Genomic DNA, 6,000 nt, shown 5'->3' on the forward strand with positions numbered 1-6,000 from the left:
TGCGAGAGCAATCCCTTTTTTAGGTTTAGGTTTTCAATTTATTTCTAATCTTCTTTAAATTCAAAACATCTTCTTTATTGTATTCTAACAATATATTTAAAGAGCGTGTGCATCCGCTCTGCTGATATTTGTGCCATAGTTGAACAGCCAGCCAGCCATCTACCCCGAGCAAATTTCTTTTTATACCCAATTTTCTTTCAACTTCCTTCATGCCGCCATATAGATTTTTCTGCCAGCAGGCGTACTTCAAGTCTTCATGCCGGCAATGCTTTGTGATATCCACATTAAGTTTCTTCCTGATAAACGGCAAATCAAACTGTGCTCCGTTATAGGTATAAAGTATATCCACTTTTTTAATAATCTTAACTAATTGGGAGGGGCCTATTTCATCTCCAACAAGCTGGATAACTTCATCACCGCCGTCATCCAGATACAGTCCGATTACTGTCAAGTCATTATAGTTCGAACTAAGACCCGTAGTCTCAATATCAAGATATGCGCTGCATTTTATCGTTTTTATCACCCCCCGCTTATCCACTCAACCTCATATCAAAAATCAAGGCAACTCCAATTGTTTTAGAGTTACTAAGCCCGAATATAATACAAACCTGCAGGGACATAAATCAAATTAATCTTCCCTGTGGCAAAACCACAGGGAATCTAATGTAGGGAATTTTTTATTATATTCGCTCGCTTGACCCCGTGGCAAGACTACGGGGAATACGCTCACTATCCATTTTAAAAAGCCCGGGGTAGGTTTTTAATCCTGCTTACATCAGACTAATGCCTTGACTTTTTAAGGGTTTTTACGGTAGATTATATGACATCGCGGGGTGGAGCAGCCTGGTAGCTCGTCGGGCTCATAACCCGAAGGTCAGAGGTTCAAATCCTCTCCCCGCTACCAAAAAAACACACGCCCATCTAACATTCTCTCTGCGGTGTCCCGCTATGCGGGACTCAGTGAGAAAGGGCGGAGGAATAAGACTTAAAAAAACCGGGGAGGAGAAAGTCATGGTAGTTTCAATGAAAGAGCTTTTAGAAGCCGGCGTTCATTTCGGCCATCAGGTGAAACGCTGGAATCCGAAGATGAAAAAGTTTATCTTCGGAGAGCGCAATGGCATTTACATTATTGACCTTCAGAAAACCGTCAAGCTGCTTGAGGAGGCGTATAATTTCATCAAGAACCTGCAGAGCAGCGGCGAATCAGTGCTGTTTGTCGGCACTAAGAAGCAGGCGCAGGATGTCATTGTGGAGGAGTCCAACAGGGCAAATAGTTACCACGTCAACCAGCGGTGGCTCGGCGGCACGCTCACAAACTTCAAGACCATCAGGCTCAGTATTGATAAACTGAAAAAGATTGAGAAGATGAAGGAAGACGGCACGTACAAATTTCTGACCAAAAAGGAAGTTGCCAAACTTGAGACTGAAAGGATGCGCCTTGAAAAAAACTTAAGCGGGGTAAAGGAGATGAATGCCCTGCCCGGCGCACTTTTTGTTGTGGACCCTAAAAAAGAAAGGATTGCTGTTGCCGAGGCAAAAAGGCTTTCAATCCCTGTGGTCGCCATTGTAGACACCAACTGCGACCCCGACGAGGTGGATTATCCCATACCGGGCAATGACGACGCAATAAGGTCCATAAAACTTATAACCGCCAAAATTGCCGATGCATCCCTTGAAGGAAAGAGCATCCTTGATAAGACACTTACTGAAGCTTCCGAAAAAGAGGCCATACAGGAAAAGATAACAGCAGAGAATAAGGAGGAAGCGGCAGTATGAGTATAGACGCCAATGTTGTAAAAGAACTTAGAGAACAGACAGGTGCAGGACTTATGGACTGCAAGAGGGCGCTTACGGAAACAGGCGGCAGTATTGAGAAGGCGCTGGATGTGCTGAGGCAAAAGGGGCTTGCCACAGCCGCCAAAAAGGCAAGCAGGGAGGCCTCTGAGGGGCTTATTGGTTCCTATATTCATATGGATAAACTCGGCGTTATGGTGGAAATAAACTGCGAGACTGATTTTGTTGCAAAGACTGATGATTTCAGGCAGTTGACCAAGGATGTGGCTATGCATATTGCCGCCGCAAACCCGCCGTATCTGAAAAGGGAGGATATTCCTGCTGATGTTATAGCAAAAGAAAAAGAAATATACGCATCTCAGATAACAGGAAAGCCTGCCCAGATTGTTGAAAAAATCGTAGAGGGCAAGCTGGAAAAATTTTATTCAGACACCTGCCTCATGGAGCAGGTCTTTGTAAAAGACCCCGAACAGAAGAAAAAAGTCAAAGAAATAGTTCTGGAGAAAGTAGCAAAACTCGGTGAAAATATTGTCATTAAGCGGTTTACAAGATTTCAGCTCGGCGAGAAATGTTAGGGGATGGCAAAAACTAAATACAAACGCGTGCTCCTGAAGTTAAGCGGCGAAGCCTTTATGGGCAGTAAGAATTATGGAATTGACCACATGGTCATCAGTTCCATAGCAGGCGAGCTCAAAGAGGTCGCTTCCCGCGGTGTGCAGGTCGCTGTCGTCATAGGCGGGGGCAATATTTTCAGGGGACTGGAGGCAAGCGCCGAAGGAATGGAAAGGGCCTCTGCAGATTATATGGGCATGCTGGCTACTGTGCTTAATGCCCTTGCGCTTCAGCACGCCCTTGAACGTATTGGCGTGGCAACAAGGGTGCAGTCGGCAATAGAGATGCAGGAGCTTGCAGAGCCTTATATCAGAAGAAAGGCCGTAAGGCATCTTGAAAAAGGCAGGGTAGTTATCTTTGCCGGCGGCACAGGCAATCCGTATTTTACCACTGATACCGCGGCGGCATTGAGGGCCATGGAAATCGGCGCACAGGTTATTTTCAAGGCTACAAAAGTGGACGGCGTCTACAGCAGTGATCCGATGAAAGACCGGAAGGCAAAAAAATTTCCTGAGATTAAATATATTGACGTACTTAAGAAAGGACTCCACGTTATGGATTCCACGGCAATTTCCCTGTGTATGGACAATAAACTCCCGATAATTGTATTCAGCCTGAGAGAAAAAGGCAATATCAAAAAAATCATGGAAGGCAAAAAAATCGGGACATTGATCAGTTGATAACTCAATGAGGGGGTGAAATTTCCATGCAGGCAGAAGTAAAGAAAAGACTTACCGAAAAGATGGAAAAGACGCTTGAGGTGCTTAAAAAAGACCTCGCAAGCATAAGGACAGGCAGGGCGTCGCTTTCAATATTAGACGGGCTGACAGTTGATTATTATGGAACGCCTACGCCTCTTAATCAGGTCGCAACCCTGGCAGTGCCCGAAAGCAGGCTGATTACCATTCAGCCCTGGGAGCCTAAACTTATACCTGAAATTGAAAAAGCCATACAGAAATCAGACCTCGGCTTAAATCCGGCAAATGACGGCAAGATGGTCCGCGTCCCGATCCCTCCGCTTACAGAGGAGCGCAGACAGCAGATAATCAAGCATGTACACAAAAGGGCTGAGGAGGCGAGGGTCGCCGTAAGAAATATCCGCCGTGACGGCAACGATGAAATAAAAAAACTCCAGAAGGAAAAACACATAAGCGAAGATGACGTCAAAAAATCAACTGATGAGATACAGAAAATTACAGATGGTCATATAAAAAGAGTTGATGAAATCATGTCCCATAAAGAAAAAGAACTGATGGAAATATAGAACAAAAATTTTTAACTTTTAATTATCTAAAGGGGGTTTTATGGCAATACGTGTCGGCATTAACGGTTTTGGGAGGATTGGAAGGAATTTTCTAAGGACCTGTCTCGGGGAAAACGGAATTGATATTGTATGCATTAACGACCTTACTGATGCAAAGACGCTGGCGCACCTTCTTAAGTATGACTCTGTTCACGGTATCTGCAAGGCTGACATAAAAGTCAGGGACAACGGCATTTCCGTAAACGGAAAGGAGATAAAGGTTACTGCAATCAGCGACCCGGCGCAGCTTCCGTGGAAGGATATGAAGGTTGATGTAGTGCTTGAATCAACCGGCAGGTTTGTGGATAAGGACAGCACCTCAAAGCATTTAACGGCAGGAGCCGGCTGGGTAATTATATCAGCGCCTGCAAAAGACCCTGATGCAACTGTCTGCATGGGCGTTAATGAGGAGACGCTTGATGTCAAAAAGCACAAGATTATCTCCAATGCCTCGTGCACGACAAACTGCCTGGCCCCGATGGCAAAGATAATTCATCAGAAATTTACAATCAAGCGCGGACTCATGACTACCATACATTCGTACACCAATGACCAGAGAATCCTTGACTTTCCGCACAAGGATTTAAGAAGGGCCAGGGCTGCCGCAGTCTCAATGATACCTACAACAACAGGCGCGGCAAAGGCAGTCGGGCTTGTACTGCCTGTGTTGAAGGGAAAGCTTGACGGCATGGCCATCAGGGTGCCTGCGCCCAATGTCTCTGTGGTGGACCTCGTTGCCGAGGTGGAAAAACCGGCAACTGCGGAAGCCGTAAATGCAGCGCTGAAAGAAGCGGCGGAGGGACCGCTTAAGGGAATTTTGCAGTATTGCGATGAACCGCTTGTATCAATTGATTTTAACGGCAACCCTCATTCATCCATAGTTGACGCAGCGCTTACAAAAGTCCTTGAAGGGCAGATGGTCAAGGTTCTTTCATGGTACGACAATGAATGGGGATACAGCAGCCGCATCAAAGATTTAATCCTTTACATGGCAGGCAAAAAGTGATGAAGAACAACCACTCAGAGCCGATAAAAGGAGTTTTAAACAAGCTTACCCTTGCAGACCTGAGTATAAAAGGGAAGCGGCTTTTCATCCGCGCGGATTTTAATGTGCCTCTTGATGAAGACCTCAATATTACGGATGACAGGAGAATACGCTCAACCATACCGACAATAAACTATGCAATTGACGAGGGCGCTAAATTAATCCTTACCTCGCATCTCGGAAGGCCCAAGGGCAAGGTGGATAAGCGGTACAGCCTTGCGCCTGTTGCAAAGAGGCTTCAGCGTCTTATAAAAAAGGAAGTTGTTTTTTTGCCGGACTGCATAGGCGCTGAAGTTGAGGACGCCGTAAAAAATATGAAGGAAGGCGACATTATCCTGCTTGAAAACCTGAGATTTCATCCTGAGGAAGAGAAAAACGATGAGGCTTTCAGCAAAAAAATGGCAGGGCTTGCGGATTATTATATAAATGACGCATTTGGAGCGGCGCACAGGAGTCATGCCTCCACGGTCGGCATAACAAAATTTCTTCCTTCTGCCGCAGGATTCCTTTTACGCAAAGAGATTGAATACCTGCAGGGAGTTGTAAATTCCCCGGTCAGGCCGTTTGTGGCGCTTTTGGGCGGCGCAAAGGTATCAGGGAAAATCGGGGTGCTCGGAAATCTTGAGAGCAAGGTAGACAAGGTTATCATAGGCGGCGGTATGGCGTACACTTTTTTAAAGGCAATGGGCTATGGGGTAGGAGACTCGCTTGTTGAGGATGAAATGCTGGACCTTGCAAACAAGATCCAGGATAAGCTCAAGGCAAAGGGCGTCAAGTTTTACCTGCCGGTAGACAGCGTTATTGCCCAGAGCGTTGAGCCGGGCGCTGAAACAAAGATAGTCCCTGTTCAGGAAATCCCCAAAGGCTGGAGGGCGCTGGACATAGGACCTGCATCGGTCAGGCTTTTTTCAGAGGCGCTCGGCAATGCAAAGACCATATTGTGGAACGGACCCATGGGGGTTTTTGAAATAGATGCGTTTTCACGCGGCACCTTTGCGCTTGCGCGCTCGGTTGCAGACGCTTATGCCCTTACAATCGTAGGCGGAGGCGACACCGACCTTGCCGTAAGCAAGGCAGGGGTTTCTCCTGAAAGCATATCCTTTATCTCAACAGGCGGCGGCGCGGCGCTTCAGCTTCTTGAAGGCAAAGACCTGCCGGGCATCGCAGCGCTTACGGATAAGACGTAAAAAGGCATTGATAAGTGCGGGATAAATTTTAGTGGTATAATTTAATATGCCGCACATCC

At 46.4% G+C, this 6,000-nt stretch carries 7 protein-coding genes and 1 tRNA gene; 7 read left to right on the forward strand and 1 reads right to left on the reverse strand.

Annotated elements, in window-relative coordinates:
• Positions 1-25: 25 nt before the first annotated feature.
• Complete coding sequence (locus HZA10_03330; GenBank protein ID MBI5195335.1) at positions 26-511, reverse strand: ribonuclease H-like domain-containing protein; 486 nt, start codon at positions 509-511, stop codon at positions 26-28.
• A 316-nt stretch (positions 512-827) separates the two neighbouring features.
• On the opposite strand from HZA10_03330, the gene HZA10_03335 reads away from it, so the two are divergent.
• From HZA10_03335 to HZA10_03365, 7 genes are all read left to right on the forward strand, one after another.
• Positions 828-904, forward strand: a tRNA-Met gene (locus HZA10_03335).
• 44 nt (positions 905-948) lie between these two features.
• Positions 949-1,776, forward strand: coding sequence for a 30S ribosomal protein S2 (rpsB, locus tag HZA10_03340; protein MBI5195336.1), 828 nt, complete (start codon positions 949-951; stop codon positions 1,774-1,776).
• Entirely contained in the window at positions 1,773-2,369 is a 597-nt protein-coding gene (tsf, locus tag HZA10_03345; protein ID MBI5195337.1) for a translation elongation factor Ts, read from the forward strand. The genes rpsB and tsf overlap by 4 nt, the downstream gene beginning before the upstream one ends.
• 3 nt (positions 2,370-2,372) lie before the next feature.
• A complete protein-coding gene (locus HZA10_03350; protein ID MBI5195338.1) occupies positions 2,373-3,086 on the forward strand; it encodes a UMP kinase in 714 nt (237 codons plus the stop codon).
• Positions 3,087-3,112: 26 nt separating this feature from the next.
• Positions 3,113-3,670 carry a ribosome recycling factor gene (frr, locus tag HZA10_03355; protein ID MBI5195339.1) on the forward strand — a complete coding sequence of 186 codons (558 nt, stop codon included), beginning with the start codon at positions 3,113-3,115 and terminating at the stop codon, positions 3,668-3,670.
• 40 nt (positions 3,671-3,710) lie between these two features.
• The gene (gene gap, locus HZA10_03360) at positions 3,711-4,715 is read left to right on the forward strand and encodes a type I glyceraldehyde-3-phosphate dehydrogenase (protein ID MBI5195340.1); all 1,005 of its coding nucleotides are present in this window, start codon (positions 3,711-3,713) and stop codon (positions 4,713-4,715) included.
• Positions 4,715-5,941 carry a phosphoglycerate kinase gene (locus HZA10_03365; GenBank protein MBI5195341.1) on the forward strand — a complete coding sequence of 409 codons (1,227 nt, stop codon included), beginning with the start codon at positions 4,715-4,717 and terminating at the stop codon, positions 5,939-5,941. The genes gap and HZA10_03365 overlap by 1 nt, the downstream gene beginning before the upstream one ends.
• Positions 5,942-6,000: the final 59 nt, after the last annotated feature.

Source organism: Nitrospirota bacterium (assembly GCA_016212185.1).
GTDB lineage: Bacteria > Nitrospirota > Thermodesulfovibrionia > UBA6902 > DSMQ01 > JACRGX01.